Raw genomic sequence first — 14995 nt, forward strand, 5'->3', positions numbered from 1 at the left:
GCGGTCTACTCCCTGTCGGTCAGCTGCCAGGCGTCCTCATCGGAGTCGCCCTCGACCTCAGGATAGCCCGCCGTCATCTCGGCCACCGGGTCGGCGCCGTAGCGGTCGTCGGGATCGCCGGCGGGTGCCGCCGTGGGAGCAGGCGCGGTCGTCGGGAGCCCGGCCGGCGCTGCGGATGCGGGAGCGGACGCCGCCGGTTGCGCCGGCGCGTCCCCGCCGCGCAGCCGCGCGATCACCTGGGGCAGCTGCTCGGCGGTCACCAGAACGTCTCGCGCCTTCGATCCCTCGGACGGGCCGACGATCTCTCGCGACTCGAGCAGGTCCATGAGCCGCCCCGCCTTGGCGAAGCCGACCCGCAGCTTGCGCTGCAGCATGGAGGTCGAGCCGAACTGCGACGACACGACCAGCTCGGCGGCCGCGAGCAGCAGCTCGAGGTCGTCGCCGATGTCCGAGTCGATCTGCTTCTTCTCGGCGCCGACGGTGACATCCTGCCGGTATTCGGGGCGCGCCTGGCGGGTGACGTGCTCGACGACCTTCTGGATCTCGTCCTCGTTGACCCAGGCGCCTTGCACGCGGAGGGCCTTCGAGGCGCCCATCGGGAGGAACAGCGCGTCGCCCTGCCCGATCAGCTTGTCGGCGCCCGGCTGGTCGAGGATGACGCGGGAGTCGGTGACGCTCGTCACCGCGAAGGCCAGCCGGGACGGGACGTTCGCCTTGATCAGTCCGGTGACGACGTCGACGGAGGGCCGCTGCGTCGCGAGCACCAGGTGGATGCCCGAGGCACGCGCCAGCTGGGTGATCCGGACGATGGAGTCTTCGACGTCGCGCGGCGCGACCATCATCAGATCTGCGAGCTCGTCCACCACCACCAGGAGGTACGGGTACGGCTTCAGCTTCCGCTCGCTTCCCGCGGGCAGCACGATCTCGTTGTTGACCACGGCGCGGTTGAAGTCGTCGATGTGGCGGAACCCGAAACTGGCCAGGTCGTCGTACCGCATGTCCATCTCCTTCACGACCCACTGCAAGGCCTCCGCGGCCTTCTTCGGGTTCGTGATGATGGGCGTGATCAGGTGGGGGACGCCGCCGTAGATGGTCAGCTCCACCCGCTTCGGGTCGATGAGGACCATCCGCACCTCGGACGGCTTCGCGCGCATCAGGAGGCTGGTGATCATCGAGTTGACGAAGCTCGACTTTCCGGATCCGGTCGAGCCGGCGACGAGCAGGTGGGGCATCTTCGCGAGGTTGGCGACGACGTAGCCGCCGCCGACGTCCTTGCCCACCCCGATCGTCATCGGGTGGACGCTCTTCGTCGCCGCGGGCGAGCGCAGCACGTCGCCGAGCGACACGATCTCGCGGTCGGTGTTCGGGATCTCGATGCCGATCGCGCTCTTACCCGGGATGGGCGACAGGATGCGGACCTCGTTGCTCGCGACCGCGTACGAGAGATTCTTGCTGAGCGCGGTGACCCGCTCGACCTTGACGCCGGGGCCCAGCTCGATCTCGTACTGGGTGACCGTCGGGCCGCGCGAGTAGCCGGTGACCTTGGCATCCACGCCGAACTGCGTCAGCACCTCGGTGATGGCGGCGACGATCTCGTCGTTCGCGCCCGAACGGGTCTTGGCCGGCGTGCCTGCGGACAGCATGGAGGCCGACGGGAGGTTGTAGGGCGCGGCGGGTTGCGGGAGGACCGGCGCACCCGCTGCCTCCTCGTCGAAGTCGTCCGCGCCTGCTTGGAAGCCGGGCAGCACGGCGCCCGCGCCGGGCACGCCGGCCGACGGAAGCGGCGCCACCGCGGTCGGGGGCTGCTCGCCGGTGAAGCGCTGCAGCGCGTCTTCGGCGTGCGCGAGCTCGCTCAGCACCTCGGTGTTGTAGTGGTCGCTCGCCGGGTCCGGCTCGAGGGCCGTGGCGAACTCGCCCTTGCCGCGCTCCGGCGTGCCGAAGACGTCGGTCAGGGCGTCGGACGGCGCTTCGTAGTCCGGGTCCTCTTCGCGCTGGGACTTGTTGCGCCGCCACCAGGGCAGGTTGCCCTGCGCCTCCGGCTCGTCGTCGACGCCGTCGAGCTCCACCTGCTTGGAGCGGGTGTCCTTGGCGGCCTCCTTGGCCTCCTGACGCTCGTCTTCGGTCGGCAGCTGCGCACCGAAGAGGTACGCGTAGAGCTCGCGGACGCGCGCGGGCAGCTTGTTGGGCGGGGTCTTCGTGATGATGAAGAGGCTGAGGACGAGCAGCACGATGATCACGGCGCCCGCCCCCCACGGCGTGATCACCAGCGACAGCGGTGCGGCGATCAGCCAGCCGAGCACACCGCCCGCCTGGGCGAGTGCGGCCATGCCGTCGCTCGGCGACGGATGCGGACTGAACAGGTGGCACAGCGCCGAGACCATGAGTAGCAGGATGCTGAGGCCGATCCCGATCCGGGTGTTGTCGTGCACCGAGCTGGGATGGCGGAACAGCCACGCGGCGAACAGCACCATCACGACGGGGAGGGCGAAGGCGACCCGGCCGAACAGGCCGCCGAACGTCCAGGCGTCGAGCATCCGGGCGACCTGGTCGTTGATCAGGAACCACTCGACGACCGCTCCGACGATCGCGAGCAGCACGAGGAAGAACGGGAAGCCGTCTCGGCGCTCCTCTTTGCTCAGCTTCTCGGGACCGAGGGCGCGGAAGGCGGCGCCGGTCAGGTGCGCCAGGCCCATCCAGGCACGGATGAGCGGGCTGGGCCCCGCGTCGGCGGCCGGGTAGGCGACCGTCTTCTGCTGAGCGGTCTTCGACGCCGGCTTGCGCGCGGTCGACCCGCCGCGACCGGAGTTCCGGGCGCGGGAATTCGACTTGGTGCTCGTGGCCATGGGCACAACGGTACGTCGTGCCCCCGTCATCTCCGGGGATACCGCGCCAGCTTGTGGAAAATCCGGTTGCTCAGCGAACGGTGCGCACCATCGTGTCGGCGTCGTCGCCCGAGGCGACCGTGACGAAGCCCTCGCTGACGTAGAGGCGCTGGGCGAAGTTCGCGCGCTCCACGCTCAGGCTGAGCCGGGCGTGCCCGCGTGCAGCCGCTTGCCGGGCGAGCTCCCGCAGGAGCGCCCTCCCGACGCCCTGCGCCCGCCACGGCGGGTAGACACCGAGCGTGAGCTCGGGAACGCCGGATGCGACGAAGCCGTAGCCCGGCTCGTTCGCCGGGAACAGCCGGGCCCAGGTGGCCCCGACCGCCACTCCTCTGGCGTCCTCCGCGACGCAGCCGAAGTCGCTCGGCCGCTGCCAGCCGGCGATGTAGCGCCGCACGGACGCGTCTTCGAGGACGGTCACACGGGTGCGGGAACGCACCGGATTCCAGTTCGACGCCTCCACCAGCATGTCGGCGAGCACGCGCGCGTCCGGGCCGACGGCCGGGCGGATGTGGAACGCGTTCATGGACGAACGCTACCCGCCCCGGTGTTTCGGGCGGGTAACGATCGGGACGGCATCCCGTGCACTACCTCGGTTCGGCTACGCCTCGATGACGAGCGGGACGATCATCGGGCGGCGGCGGTAGCTCGTGTTCACCCAACGGCCGACGGTGCGGCGGACCACCTGCGAGAGCGCATGCGAGTCGCGGACGCCGTTGTGGGCGGCCTCCGACAGCGCGGCGGCGATCTTCGGCTTCACGTCGTCGAACACGGCGTCGTCTTCGGCGAAACCGCGCGCGTGCACCTCCGGGCCGGTGACGATGCGGCCGGTCGCGGCCTCCACGACGACGATGATGGAGATGAAGCCCTCCTCGCCGAGGATCCGGCGGTCCTTCAGGTCGGCATCGGTGATCTCGCCGACGCTCGACCCGTCGACGTAGACGAAGCCGAGGTCGAGCTGTCCGACGACGCGGGCGACGCCGTCGCGGAGGTCGACGACCGAGCCGTCCTCGGCGAGGATCGTGTTCTCCTCCGGAACGCCGGTGTCCATGGCGAGCCGCGCGTTCGCAACCAGGTGGCGGTACTCGCCGTGCACCGGCATGACGTTCTTCGGCTTGAGGATGTTGTAGCAGTAGAGCAGCTCGCCGGCGGCTGCGTGACCGGAGACGTGGACCTTCGCGTTGCCCTTGTGGACCACGTTCGCGCCGAGCTTGGTCAGGCCGTCGATCACGCGGTAGACCGCGTTCTCGTTGCCGGGGATGAGGCTCGACGCCAGGATGACGGTGTCGCCGTGGCCGACCTCGATCTGGTGGTCGAGGTTGGCCATCCGGGCGAGCACGGCCATCGGCTCGCCCTGCGAGCCGGTCGACATGTAGACGATCTCGTCGTCAGGCAGGTCGGCGGCCTTCTTGTAGTCGATCAAGACGCCATCCGGCACCTTGAGGTAGCCGAGCTCGGCGGCGATGGTCATGTTGCGGACCATCGAGCGACCCAGGAGGGCGACCCTGCGGCCGTTGGAGGCGGCCGCATCCAGAACCTGCTGGACGCGGTGCACGTGGCTGGAGAAGCTGGCGACGATGACGCGGCGCGGGGCGCGCGCGATGACGGTGTCGAGCACCGGCCCGATGGACCGCTCCAGCGGCGTGAAGCCGGGGACGTCGGCGTTCGTGGAGTCGGCCAGGAAGAGGTCGACGCCCTTCTCGCCCAGCCGGGCGAAGGCGCGCAGGTCGGTCAGCCGGTCGTCGAGCGGCAGCTGGTCCATCTTGAAGTCGCCGGTGTGCAGCACGACGCCGGCCGGCGTGGTGATGGCGACGGCGAGCGCATCCGGGATGGAGTGGTTGACCGCGACGAACTCGAGCGAGAACGGCCCGAGCTGCTCGACCTGGCCCTCTTTGACCGTGAGGCTGTACGGCTGGATGCGGTGCTCCTTGAGCTTCGCCTCCACCAGGGCGAGCGTCAGGCCGGACCCGATGAGCGGGATGTCGCGCCGCAGCTTCAGCAGGTACGGGACCGCCCCGATGTGATCCTCGTGGCCGTGCGTCAGCACGACGCCGACCACGTCGTCGAGCCGGTCGCGGACCGGGGCGAAGTCGGGGAGGATGAGGTCGACGCCCGGCTGGTCCTGCTCGGGGAACAGCACGCCGCAGTCGACGATGAGGAGCTTGCCCTCGTATTCGAAGACCGTCATGTTGCGGCCGATCTCTCCGAGACCGCCCGTCGGGATGATGCGGAGCGTTCCGGGTTCGAGTGCAGGCGGCGCTGCGACGGGATTGGGCATGTGCCCTCCTCTTTCTGTGTTTCGAGTGCGGGGCTTCACGCTCCCGCGATGTCATCGGCCGCCCGAGGCGGCCGTCAGCGTGTGGTCCCGGCGATCTTCGGGAGCGCGCCGCCCGCTGCCGCATTGCGGTCGGGGCGGAAGTTCGAGAAGTCGACGCCGGGGATGTCCTTGACGAGGTCGAGCTCGTCTTCGATCTGGGCGGCCTCCCACTCCTCCGGCCCGACGAGCGGCAGGCGCACGCGCGGGCTGGAGATGCGGCCGAGGCCGTGAAGGATGTACTTCGCCGCGACCGTGCCGGGCACGTGGGTCATCACCGCGCGCACCAGCGGTTCGAGCTTCATGTGGGCGGCGGTCGCGGTGGCGAGGTCGCCGGCGTTCACCGCATCCACGATCTGCCGGTACGGGGTCGGGGCGATGTTCGCGGTGACGCCGATGAGGCCGCTCGCGCCGATCGCCAGGTGCGGGAGCACGTTGGCGTCGTCGCCCGAGAAGTACATCAGGTCGGTCTGGTTCAGCACGCGGCTGACCTCGCTGAAGTCGCCCTTCGCGTCCTTGATCGCGAGCACGTTCGGGTGCTTCGCGATGCGCAGGATCGTCTCGTACCTGATGGGCACGCCGGTGCGGCCGGGGATGTCGTACAGGATGACCGGGAGGTCGGTGGAGTCGGCGATCATCCGGAAGTGGGTCAGGATGCCCGCCTGCGTGGGCTTGTTGTAGTACGGCGTGACGACCATCACCCCGTCGGCGCCGGCCTTCTCGCTCTGCTGGTAGAGCTGGATGGCGTGCGCCGTCTCGTTCGAGCCGCCGCCGGTGATGATCTTGGCGCGGCCGTCGGCGACCGACTTGCCGACCTCGACCAGCCGCAGCTTCTCGTGGTCGGTCAGTGTCGACGTCTCTCCGGTGGTGCCGGTGACGACGATGCCGTCGGCGCCGGCCTGGATGACGTCGTCGATGTGCTTCTCGGTCGCGGCCCAGTCCACTTCGCCGTCGGCGGTGAACGGTGTGACCAGGGCGACGAGCACCTGACCGAACGGGTTCGCGGAGGAAGACATGGCACCAGGCTATCGGGTCGCCGTCACGGGGAGACACAATCCGTGCGCTGGGGATGACTCGCCGCGTAGCGTCTCGCCTGTGAACGGATTCGCAGCGCTCGGCGTCCTGCTCGGGCTCATCGCCGTCGTGACGGCCGCGGGCCTCGCCTGGCGCGCGACCACGGGTCGCGTGCGCACGCGAAGCAACGGGGAGATCGTCGAGCCCGCCGACGTCGACGCCGAGGCGTTCGGCCGGCGGGCGACGCTCCTCCAGTTCTCGACCGACTTCTGCGCCCCCTGCCGTTCCACCGCTCGCGTGCTGGGCGGCACCGCGGACCAGCTCGACGGCGTGCGCCACGTGGAGGTCGACCTCACGCACCGGCCGGAGCTCGCCGGTCGCTTCGGCATCCTGCAGACCCCCACCACGCTCGTGCTCGACGCCGGAGGCGCCGTCCGTGCCCGGATCGGCGGCGCCGTCCGCCCGGACGCCGTCCGCGCCACCCTCCACACCATCCTCGGGAGCGACCATGCCTCAGCCTGAACCTGCCGGACCCGCTCGCGGGATCGACCCGCGATCCCCCCGCTTCGGCGCGGGGATCACCGCCGTGCTCCTCCTCGTCGACCTGTTCCTCTCCCTGGTCGGCGCGACCGCCGCGGCGTTCGTGCTGCTGCTCGCCATCGCCCTGCTGTTCGCCTGGGGCGCCTTCGCCGGCGTGCAGCGGCATCCGTACGGCCTGCTCTTCCGCAGGATCGTGCGGCCCCGGCTGGCCCCGCCGTCCGAGCTGGAGGACCCCGCCCCGCCGACGTTCGCCCAGGCGGTCGGCCTGCTGGTGACCGGCCTCGGCCTCGTCCTCCACCTGGCCGGCGTGCCGCTCGCCCTCCCCATCGCCGCTGCACTGGCGTTCGCCGCTGCGTTCCTCAACTCGGCCTTCGGGTACTGCCTCGGCTGCCAGCTCTATCTGCTGCTGGTGCGGGCGCGCCTGATCCGCCACCGCGCCGACGCCTGACGCCATCACGGCTGACGCCATCACGCCTGACGCCATCACGCCTGACGCCATCACGCCTGATGCCCGCGCTCAGCAGGGAATCCGCCGAACGCCGGGTGACGCTGTCGGACCCCGTCAGTAGTGTGGATCGGGCCGGCCGCGCACGGCGGTCGTGCATTTCGAGGAGGTCTCCATGGCAGTCACCAGCGAATCCACCACCGTCTGGAACGGCGATCTGACGAGCGGATCCGGCACGGTCACGCTCGACTCGTCGCACGCCGCCGAGCTCTCGGTGAACTGGAAGGCGCGCTCGCAGGGCGGCGCCGAGGTCACCACGTCGGAGGAACTGCTCGGTGCCGCGCACGCGGCCTGCTTCTCGATGGCGTTCTCCAACGTGCTGGCCCAGTTCGGCAACGCGCCGGAGAGCATCCAGACGACGGCCGCAGTGACGTTCGACCCGGCCGAAGGCATCACCGGCAGCCACCTCCGGGTCAGCGCAACGGTGCCCGGCCTGTCCGAGGAGGACTTCCAGCGCCTTGCCGACGAGGCGAAGAGCACCTGCCCGGTCTCGCGGGCGCTGGTCGGCATCCCGATCACCCTCGACGCGTCACTGGCCTGAGCGGCGATCGCGCGATGCGGGTCCTCCTCGCCGGCGCGTCCGGCATGATCGGCGGCGAGCTGCGCGCGCAGCTCGACGCCGCAGGTCACGAGACCCGGCGGTTGGTCCGGCGCGAGCCGTCCGGTCCGGACGAGTTCGCGTGGGATCCGACGGAGCGGACGATCGACGTCGCGCTGTTCGACTGGGCGGACGCCGTGATCAACCTGTCCGGCGCCTCCCTCCAGCGGCTGCCGTGGACCCGTGCGACCAAGCGCCGCATCCTCTCGTCCCGGCTGCAGGCCACCGGGACGCTTGCCGATGGGATGCGGGCAGCCGCGGAGCCGCCGTCCGTCTTCGTCAGCGGTTCGGCGGTCGGGTATTACGGCGACCGGCCGGGCGTCGAGCTGACCGACACCGCGACCAAGGGCACGGGGTTCCTCTCGGACGTGGTCGACGCCTGGGAGGCGGCCGCGCGTCTCGCGCCACCCGCGACCCGCGTGGTGTTCGCCCGCACCGGCGTGGTGATCGGCAACGGCGGCGCGCTGAAGCCGCTGCTTCCCCTGGCCAAGGCCGGGCTGGCCGGACCACTCGGCACCGGACGCCAGCACTGGCCCTGGGTGAGCCTCCACGACGAAGCCGCAGCGCTCGTGCACCTGCTCGACTCCCGGCTCGACGGGCCGGTCAACATCGCGGGTCCGACGCCGGCCACGGCCGGCGAACTGGTGCGGGCACTCGCCGAGGCGGTGCGACGGCCCTACTTCGTCCCGGTCCCCCGCTTCGCGATCGAGCTGGCGCTGCAGGACGCCGGCCGCGAACTGCTCCTCGCCGACCAGCTGGTCGTTCCGCAGAAGCTGCTCGACGACGGGTTCACGTTCCGCGATGCCACCGTGCAGGATGCGATGGACCGGCTGGTGGAGGTGCGCGCGGCCTAGGAGGTGCGCGCCGCGTAGGCGCCGGTCACGGCGTGGGCTGCCGCCCGGCCTTCGCGTCGGCGCGCTCGAGCCGGATCGCCTGGCGGAGCGCCTCGCGCGCACGCCGACGGTCCCCCGAGGCGTCGTAGGCGAGCCCCAGCCGGAACCAGGCGCGCCAGCTCTCGGGCGCAGCCTCCACCTCGGCGCGGTACTGCGGGAACTGCTCGTCGGCCGCGTCGCGCAGCGGGCGTCCGCTCGCCCGGGTCGGCAGGTCCTCCACCGGGAGGTTGCCCTCCGCATCCAGCTGCCGCACCATGCGCTCGGTGCGGACGCCGAACAGCAGCTCCCGGCCGATCGCCCACGCTGCGACGAACGGCAGCACGAACAGGGCGACGCCCATCGCGATGCCGATCGGCTCACCGGTCGCGATGAGCAGCACCGCCCGCTGGGTGACGAGCACGAGGTACACGAGCAGGAGGACCGCCATCAGCACGGCGGCCAGGCGGTTCCTCATCGCAGCCCGTTCCTCATCGCGTCGGGTTCCGCGTCGGCTGGCTTGCTCATCGGGTCGGGTCGGTGCCGTCGTCGCCGGCGTCGCGGACGGTCGGTCGCGGCGGCTCGCCGTCCGGTTCGGCGATGCCGAGGTCGATCAGGCTGTCGAGCCCGACCGTCACACCGGTCGCCGTCGCGGCGGCACGCAGGGCGAGCAGGATGCCCGCCTCGTACGCCTGGGGGCCGATCACATCGTGCCGGATGGTGAGCTGCTCCCCCGGGCCGCCGACGATCACCTGCTGCTGCGCGCCGGCGCCGCGCATCCGGAGGCTGTGGATGGGCACGCTGGCGACCTGCTGGCCGCGGGCGCGCTGGTCGGAGTGGGGGGCCTCCACCGGACCCTTCGCCGCACGGGCCGCGCCGATCAGCTCGGCCGTGCGCACCGCGGTTCCGGACGGCGAGTCGACCTTGCCCGCTCCGTGCATCTCCACGATCTCGATCGAGTCGAAGAACCGGGCGGCGACGGTGGCGAACGCCGTGCCCAGCGCCGACCCGAGCGAGAAGTTGGGGATGACGACCGCACCGCGGCCCTCGTGCTGGGCGACGCGGCGCTCCAGGTCGAGGATGCGGTCCGCCGACCATCCCGAGGTGCCGACCAGGACGTTCAGGCCGTGGTCGACAGCGAAAGCGACGATCCCCGGACTGACCTGGGGCAGGGTCATGTCGACCAGCACGTCGGCGCCGAGCATGTCGTCGAGCGCCGAGTGGGAGCCGAGACGTGCGACCAATTCGAAGTCGTCGGCCTGCTCGATCAGGCGAACCGCGACGCTTCCCAGTTTTCCGCTCGCCCCGGCGACGGCCACGCGTATGCTCACTCCCCCAGCCTACCGTCGGCCGCATCCACGCCCGCCGTGGATGCGCGGCAAGGGCTACGCGGCCAGGGCTACGCGGCCAGCGATACGCGGCCGGGGATACGCTGGGGCGATGGTGTCTTTCGCAGACGTCGCCGTCACCGACGCGACCGCCCACCGCATGCTGTCCGACTACTTCGCCGAGCGGGCGGAGACGTTCCCGACCGCGCAGGGCGCATACCGCACGTCGTTCCCCGACCCCGGCCAGTTCGTGGCGCCGAACGGGGTGTTCCTGCTCGCCTACGACGAAGGCGTCGAGGTCGGCTGCGGCGGCATCCGGGAACTCCGGGTCCCGATCGACGAGACCGAGGACGGCGCACAGGTGGTGCGCTACGAGATCAAGCACCTGTGGGTCACGCCGTCGCGGCGCGGCAACGGGTACGGCCGCGCCATCCTCGTAGAGCTGGAACTGCGTGCCCGCGGGTTCGGGGCGACGGAGGTCGTGCTCGACACGAACGAGAGCCTGGAGGCCGCGGGCGGCCTGTACCGCTCGCACGGCTACGAGAGCATCCAGCCCTACAACGACAACCCCAACGCCACCGACTGGTTCCGGAAGCCCCTCACCTGACCGCGAGGACGGAGAGCGCTCAGACGGGCTGGAGCTCGGGGAGGCCGGTGCGCAGCTCGACCGGCAAGTGCCCGAGGTCGTTGTGCACGACGAGAACGGGCGGCTTGGCCGAGCGCACACGGATGATGGTCAGACCGCAGTTCGCCTGATTCAGCCCCAGCCAGCGCCAGTCCGGAGCATCGAAGACGTGCCGGACGAACCATCCGATGACGAAGTTGTGCGTCACCAGCAGATCGTGCCGGTCGCCCATGGCCGGTGTCAGGAACTCGTGGACGGCGTCGTCCATCTGGGCGTGACCGGCCTCGATCTCGGCCTCCGTCACCGGGCCGAAGAACGACTCGAACGCCTTCGGCATGTCCGGCGTCGGCCCCGACGGGATGCAGTCGAAGAGCAGGCTCGACGGCTGCGGGTCGAGCGCGGGCATCCGCTCGGCCATGATGGCGGCGGTCTCGGCGGCCCGGTTGAGCGGCGAGTGGTACATCGAGGTGAACGGGATGCCGCTCAGGCGCTCCGCGATGAGCTGTGCCTGGCGCTTGCCGCGCGGCGACAGCGGGCCGTCCGGCAGGCCGTGCTCGGCATCCTGCTGCTCGCCGTGACGGACGAGGTAGAGGTAGTGGGGCACGAGGTGGACCTTTCAGGGGTGGAACAGGGAGGAGGCGGATCAGGGAGCGAGACCGGCGAACGTGTCGTCGGTGACGCTCCCGACCGCAGCGACGGAGACCGGCCGTCCCGCCAGATCGGCGGCGAGGGCCCGCACATCGTCGGCGGTGACGAGGTGCAGGCGGCGGAGGCTCTCATCCAGGTCGGCGAATTCGCCCAGGGTGATCTCGGCCCGTCCGAGCCGCGACATGCGGGTGTCGGAGTCCTCCAGGGCGAGGGCAGCGCCGCCCGACAGCTGGCCGACCGCGCGCCGGAGCTCGTCCGGTGTCACGCCGCCGTCGGCCAGACGGCGGAGCTCATCGAGCATCAGCTCCGTCACCTGGCGCGCCTTCGCGGGCGCGCATCCCGCGTACAGGCCGAAGACGCCGGCGTCGGAGTAGGAGCCGGAGAACGAATAGACGGCATAGGCGAGGCCGCGGCGCTCTCGCACCTCCTGGAACAGGCGGCTCGACATCCCCCCGCCCAGGACCGAATTGAGGACGCTCATGGTCGTCCGCCGTTCGTCGGTGGCGACGATCCCGGGCATGCCGACGAACACGTTCGCCTGCTCGGTCGGGCGCTGGACGGTCACGATGGCGCTGCCGCGCTCGATGGAGGCCGACCCCGCAGCCCGGCGATCCACCGGCTGCGCGGGACGGTCGAGGTCCCAGCCCGCCGCGACCAGTGCGCGCTCGACGCCGGCGACCAGCAGGTCGTGGTCGACCGCGCCGGCGGCGGTGACGACCAGGTCTTGTGGCCGGTAGTTGGCCTGATAGTGCTCCCAGACGCCGTCGCGTGTTGCGGCGCGGATGGTGTCCGGGCGGCCGCCGATGGGACGGCCGAGGGGGTGGTCGCCGAGCACGGCCTGGAACATCCGCTCGTTCGCCACATCGCCCGGGTCGTCCTCCGCCATGGAGAGCTCCTCCAGGATGACCCCGCGCTCGTTCTCGAACTCGGCCGGGTCGAGGACGGACGACGTCAGCATGTCGCCGATCACCTCCACCGCCATGGCGAGGTCGCGGTCCTGCACCTTGGCGTAGTAGCAGGTGTACTCCTTGGCGGTCATCGCGTTGTGCTCGCCGCCCACCGAATCGAACGAGACCGCGATGTCGAGCGCTGTGCGGGTGCGCGTGCCCTTGAACAGCAAGTGCTCGAGGAAGTGGGTCGAGCCGAGGGAGCCCGGGTGCCCCGGGATCCCGTCGCTCTCGTCGCGCGAGCCGACGGCCACCCAGTAGCCCAGCGTCGCGCTGCGGGCCCCAGGCACCTGCTCGCTGAGGATGCGGATACCGCTCGGCAGAACCGTCCGGCGGACCAGCGCATCACCGGAAGCGGCGAACGAGAGGTCGGCCAGACCGAGGGGGAGGTCGACTGCGCTGTTCATCCCCTCCACCCTACGCCAGAGCGGCGGCGGCCCCATGTTGGCAAAAAGAGGACAAACAGACTCTTCTGTCTACTGTTATACTCTGAGAACCACACAGCCTGGAGGCTGCCCCGCCTCCCCAGCAGAAGGAGTCGTCCGGATGGTCGTAAGTGCCCGAGCGACCATCCGGCCACCCGCGCCGTCGAAGGTCAAGATCCTCGCCACGGCGGATCAGCTCTTCTACCAGGAGGGCATCCACACCGTTGGCGTCGACCGCATCATCGCCGGTGCGCGCGTGACCAAGGCGACGTTCTACAAGCACTACCGGTCGAAAGACCTGCTGATCATCGCCTACGTGGAGGGCCGCGACCGCCAGGTGCGCGAATGGTTCGCCGAGCAGGAGGCCAAGCACCAGGACCCGCGCGACATCGCCCGCGCCCTGGTCGACGCCATCAACGAGGAGGCGGTGGACCCCGGCTTCCACGGCGACCCGTTCATCAACGCCGCCGCGCAGTTCTCGGACGAGAACGATCCGGTGCGCCTCGCCGTCACCGCCCACCGCGACTGGTACGCCGACCGCATCGAGGAGCTGTTCCGCCAGATCGGCCACCCGCGGCCCGGCGACGCGGCCGACGACCTCATCCTCGCCCGCGACGGAGCGCTCGCCGGCGGCTACGTGGGCGACCCCATCGCGGCAGGCGCTGCGCTGCACCGCGCGCTCGACCGCATCCTCGCCGAGGCGTAACCCCGCGCGCGCCGACCGCGCGCCCGGCGGCCGCCGCCGCGTCCACGCGCGCCCGTCGCCCGCCGCCGTGTCCACGCGCGCCCGTCGCCCGCCGCCGTGTCCACGCGCGCCCGTCGCCCGGCGCCCCGTCCGCGCGCCCTCCGCTCCGCATCCATGGGACGCAACACGCCGTTACGTCTCGCGCATAACGGCGTGTTGTGTCCCACGGATCGAACGAGTGGTCCCGACATGCCGTTACGGCGCATGTTGTGGCGGCATGTCGGGACCAGTAGATGGAGGGAAGCGGCGCCGCGGCGCGGCGGCGCGCAGCGGCGGCGCGCAGCGGCGGCGCGCAGCGGCGCGCGCTACTCGGAGACGCGGTCGAGGTCGAGCATCTGCGCGCGGGTGAGGCGGATGCCCGCCGCCGCCATCAGCGCGTCGACCTGGTCGGGGCGGCTGGCGCTCGCGACGGGTGCGGCGATCGTGCGCTTGGCGAGCAGCCAGGCGAGCGCGATGCTGGCCGGCGCGACGTGGTGCTCCCCTGCGATCCGGTCGAGGACCGCGAGCACGCGCTGCCCGCGCCGGTTGACGTAGGCGGACGCGCGGACGCTGCGGGCGCCCGCGGTGAGGTCGCTCTTGGTGCGGTACTTGCCGGTCAGGAACCCGTTCGCGAGCGCGTAGTACGGCATGACCGCCAGCCCCTGCGCGGCGGCCACGATCCGCGGCGCGCTCTCGAACTCGGTGCGGTGCATCAGGTTGTACTGGTTCTGGATCGCCACGAACTTCGGGAGACCGGCCGAGGCCAGGATGCGCGCCTCGATCAGGCGGTCCGCCGTGAAGTTCGATGCGCCGAGGTAGCGCACCTTGCCGCTCTCGATCAGCCACTCCGCCGTGGCGAGGCTGTCCTCCAGCGGCGTCTCGGGGTCGTCCTCGTGGAAGTACAGCAGGTCGATGTGGTCGGTCCCCAGCCGCTCCAGCGACGCCTCGACGGCGCGGACGATGCTGACCGAGCCTAGCCCCGGATTCTCCTGGTGGCGGCCGACCTTGGTCGCCACGACGACGCGGTCGCGGTTGCGGCGCTCGCGCATCCACGAACCGATGAGGAGTTCGCTGCGGCCGCCGACGTAGCTGTCGGCCGTGTCGATGAAGTCGCCGCCGAGCTCCGCGAAGCGGTCGAGGATGGCGAGGGAGGTGTCGCCGTCGGCCGTCCAGCCGAACACGCTCGCGCCGAGGGACAGCGGGTACACCGCGAGGTCGCTCTCGCCGATGCGGCGGCGGGCGATGATCGACAGCGGACCCGTGCTCTCGATGGCCGGGTCGATGTCGACGACGCCGGTGGGAGGATCCGCGGTGCCCGCGCGAGCGAGGTCGCGGGACGCGTCGGCCGGGCGCCCGGCAGCGGGCGCGACCGCGGGATCGACAGCAGGCTCAGCGGCCGGCGAGGCGGGTCGCTCCGTCGTCCGCGCTGCGGCCTGGCGCGCCTCGGCGCTGCGGAGGCCGACCGACTCGAGCAGACGCAGGGGAAGCAGCTGTGGCATCTCTCCCCCTCCCCTCGGAACCGTGCTCACTCGAATCGATTCGAGAACGGTCGATTCCCTAGTGAACACTTGCAGATTAC

The 14995-nt window shown here is 71.1% G+C and carries 15 protein-coding genes; 6 read left to right on the top strand and 9 right to left on the bottom strand.

Features of this window, described 5'->3' with window-relative positions; genetic code table 11:
* Positions 1 to 5 precede the first annotated feature (5 nt).
* The 4 genes from SB754_RS09780 to dapA form a co-directional block, all read right to left on the bottom strand.
* Positions 6 to 2843 (bottom strand): DNA translocase FtsK 4TM domain-containing protein, encoded by a 2838-nt coding sequence (locus SB754_RS09780; RefSeq protein ID WP_410782132.1) that lies wholly within the window; start codon positions 2841 to 2843, stop codon positions 6 to 8.
* A 70-nt stretch (positions 2844 to 2913) separates the two neighbouring features.
* Positions 2914 to 3405 (bottom strand): GNAT family N-acetyltransferase, encoded by a 492-nt coding sequence (locus tag SB754_RS09785; RefSeq protein ID WP_410782133.1) that lies wholly within the window; start codon positions 3403 to 3405, stop codon positions 2914 to 2916.
* Between the two features lie 75 nt (positions 3406 to 3480).
* Positions 3481 to 5157, bottom strand: coding sequence for a ribonuclease J (locus SB754_RS09790; RefSeq protein WP_410782134.1), 1677 nt, complete (start codon positions 5155 to 5157; stop codon positions 3481 to 3483).
* A gap of 74 nt (positions 5158 to 5231) precedes the next feature.
* On the bottom strand, positions 5232 to 6209 hold the full coding sequence (gene dapA, locus SB754_RS09795) for a 4-hydroxy-tetrahydrodipicolinate synthase (RefSeq protein WP_410782135.1): 978 nt from the start codon (positions 6207 to 6209) through the stop codon (positions 5232 to 5234).
* Positions 6210 to 6288: 79 nt separating this feature from the next.
* On the opposite strand from dapA, the gene SB754_RS09800 reads away from it, so the two are divergent.
* The 4 genes from SB754_RS09800 to SB754_RS09815 all read left to right on the top strand — a co-directional run bounded on the left by SB754_RS09800 (position 6289) and on the right by SB754_RS09815 (position 8704).
* A complete protein-coding gene (locus SB754_RS09800; RefSeq protein ID WP_410782136.1) occupies positions 6289 to 6729 on the top strand; it encodes a TlpA family protein disulfide reductase in 441 nt (146 codons plus the stop codon).
* Positions 6716 to 7195 carry a DUF4395 domain-containing protein gene (locus SB754_RS09805; protein ID WP_410782137.1) on the top strand — a complete coding sequence of 160 codons (480 nt, stop codon included), beginning with the start codon at positions 6716 to 6718 and terminating at the stop codon, positions 7193 to 7195. The genes SB754_RS09800 and SB754_RS09805 overlap by 14 nt, the downstream gene beginning before the upstream one ends.
* A 172-nt stretch (positions 7196 to 7367) precedes the next feature.
* Positions 7368 to 7793 (top strand): OsmC family peroxiredoxin, encoded by a 426-nt coding sequence (locus SB754_RS09810; RefSeq protein WP_410782138.1) that lies wholly within the window; start codon positions 7368 to 7370, stop codon positions 7791 to 7793.
* 14 nt (positions 7794 to 7807) lie between these two features.
* Complete coding sequence (locus SB754_RS09815) at positions 7808 to 8704, top strand: TIGR01777 family oxidoreductase (RefSeq protein WP_410782139.1); 897 nt, start codon at positions 7808 to 7810, stop codon at positions 8702 to 8704.
* 25 nt (positions 8705 to 8729) lie between these two features.
* Here the strand turns inward: SB754_RS09815 and SB754_RS09820 are convergent, their stop codons facing one another.
* Positions 8730 to 9197, bottom strand: coding sequence for a tetratricopeptide repeat protein (locus tag SB754_RS09820; RefSeq protein ID WP_410782140.1), 468 nt, complete (start codon positions 9195 to 9197; stop codon positions 8730 to 8732).
* Between the two features lie 46 nt (positions 9198 to 9243).
* Positions 9244 to 10050 carry a 4-hydroxy-tetrahydrodipicolinate reductase gene (locus SB754_RS09825; protein ID WP_410782141.1) on the bottom strand — a complete coding sequence of 269 codons (807 nt, stop codon included), beginning with the start codon at positions 10048 to 10050 and terminating at the stop codon, positions 9244 to 9246.
* 109 nt (positions 10051 to 10159) lie between these two features.
* Between SB754_RS09825 and SB754_RS09830 the strand changes: the two genes are divergently transcribed.
* Positions 10160 to 10654: a GNAT family N-acetyltransferase gene (locus SB754_RS09830; RefSeq protein WP_410782142.1), complete on the top strand. Its 495-nt coding sequence runs from the start codon at positions 10160 to 10162 to the stop codon at positions 10652 to 10654.
* Between the two features lie 19 nt (positions 10655 to 10673).
* Here the strand turns inward: SB754_RS09830 and SB754_RS09835 are convergent, their stop codons facing one another.
* On the bottom strand, positions 10674 to 11276 hold the full coding sequence (locus SB754_RS09835) for a histidine phosphatase family protein (protein ID WP_410782143.1): 603 nt from the start codon (positions 11274 to 11276) through the stop codon (positions 10674 to 10676).
* Between the two features lie 39 nt (positions 11277 to 11315).
* Positions 11316 to 12674 carry a M16 family metallopeptidase gene (locus tag SB754_RS09840; protein ID WP_410782144.1) on the bottom strand — a complete coding sequence of 453 codons (1359 nt, stop codon included), beginning with the start codon at positions 12672 to 12674 and terminating at the stop codon, positions 11316 to 11318.
* Positions 12675 to 12813: 139 nt separating this feature from the next.
* Between SB754_RS09840 and SB754_RS09845 the strand changes: the two genes are divergently transcribed.
* Entirely contained in the window at positions 12814 to 13398 is a 585-nt protein-coding gene (locus SB754_RS09845; protein WP_410782145.1) for a TetR/AcrR family transcriptional regulator, read from the top strand.
* Between the two features lie 344 nt (positions 13399 to 13742).
* Here the strand turns inward: SB754_RS09845 and SB754_RS09850 are convergent, their stop codons facing one another.
* Entirely contained in the window at positions 13743 to 14915 is a 1173-nt protein-coding gene (locus tag SB754_RS09850) for an aldo/keto reductase (protein WP_410782146.1), read from the bottom strand.
* Positions 14916 to 14995 lie beyond the last annotated feature (80 nt).

It is taken from the genome of Leifsonia sp. SIMBA_070 (assembly GCF_046534635.1).
Taxonomy (GTDB): Bacteria; Actinomycetota; Actinomycetes; order Actinomycetales; family Microbacteriaceae; genus Leifsonia.

Excerpts from the sequence above, each read along its gene's own strand:
- SB754_RS09845 (WP_410782145.1), top strand. The coding sequence starts at position 12,814 with ATGGTCGTAAGTGCCCGAGCGACCATCCGGCCACCCGCGCCGTCGAAG.
- SB754_RS09810 (WP_410782138.1), top strand. The coding sequence starts at position 7,368 with ATGGCAGTCACCAGCGAATCCACCACCGTCTGGAACGGCGATCTGACG.
- SB754_RS09840 (WP_410782144.1), bottom strand. The coding sequence starts at position 12,674 with ATGAACAGCGCAGTCGACCTCCCCCTCGGTCTGGCCGACCTCTCGTTC.
- SB754_RS09785 (WP_410782133.1), bottom strand. The coding sequence starts at position 3,405 with ATGAACGCGTTCCACATCCGCCCGGCCGTCGGCCCGGACGCGCGCGTG.
- SB754_RS09850 (WP_410782146.1), bottom strand. The coding sequence starts at position 14,915 with ATGCCACAGCTGCTTCCCCTGCGTCTGCTCGAGTCGGTCGGCCTCCGC.
- SB754_RS09830 (WP_410782142.1), top strand. The coding sequence starts at position 10,160 with ATGGTGTCTTTCGCAGACGTCGCCGTCACCGACGCGACCGCCCACCGC.
- SB754_RS09790 (WP_410782134.1), bottom strand. The coding sequence starts at position 5,157 with ATGCCCAATCCCGTCGCAGCGCCGCCTGCACTCGAACCCGGAACGCTC.
- SB754_RS09780 (WP_410782132.1), bottom strand. The coding sequence starts at position 2,843 with ATGGCCACGAGCACCAAGTCGAATTCCCGCGCCCGGAACTCCGGTCGC.
- dapA (WP_410782135.1), bottom strand. The coding sequence starts at position 6,209 with ATGTCTTCCTCCGCGAACCCGTTCGGTCAGGTGCTCGTCGCCCTGGTC.
- SB754_RS09815 (WP_410782139.1), top strand. The coding sequence starts at position 7,808 with ATGCGGGTCCTCCTCGCCGGCGCGTCCGGCATGATCGGCGGCGAGCTG.
- SB754_RS09805 (WP_410782137.1), top strand. The coding sequence starts at position 6,716 with ATGCCTCAGCCTGAACCTGCCGGACCCGCTCGCGGGATCGACCCGCGA.
- SB754_RS09820 (WP_410782140.1), bottom strand. The coding sequence starts at position 9,197 with ATGAGGAACCGCCTGGCCGCCGTGCTGATGGCGGTCCTCCTGCTCGTG.